Raw genomic sequence first — 268 nt, 5'->3', positions numbered from 1 at the left:
ACTTTTTGCTGAAGCACTACCAGCGGATCCAGTGGGTCCAGTACTTCCAGTGATGCCGGTGGGTCCGGTGCTTCCAGCGGGTCCAGTACTTCCAGCGGGTCCAGTACTTCCAGTGCTTCCAGTAGATCCGGTGTTACCAGAAGGTCCAGTGATGCCAGTGGGTCCGGTGCTTCCAGTAGATCCGGTGATGCCAGTGGGTCCGGTGCTTCCAGTAGCCCCACTTTCTACTAAGACAATATAATCTGGAGATACATTAGGAAATCCTTGA

At 53.7% G+C, this 268-nt stretch carries 1 pseudogene; it reads right to left on the bottom strand.

What is annotated here, in order from left to right:
• Nucleotides 1–268, bottom strand: a pseudogene (locus MR079_RS28740) (collagen-like protein); the annotation flags it as partial.

This window comes from Bacillus cereus group sp. BfR-BA-01381 (assembly GCF_022663555.1).
Taxonomy (GTDB): Bacteria; Bacillota; Bacilli; order Bacillales; family Bacillaceae_G; genus Bacillus_A; species Bacillus_A pacificus.
The sequence above is the reverse complement of the archived record's forward strand: the minus strand, read 5'-3'. Positions and strand labels throughout refer to the sequence as shown.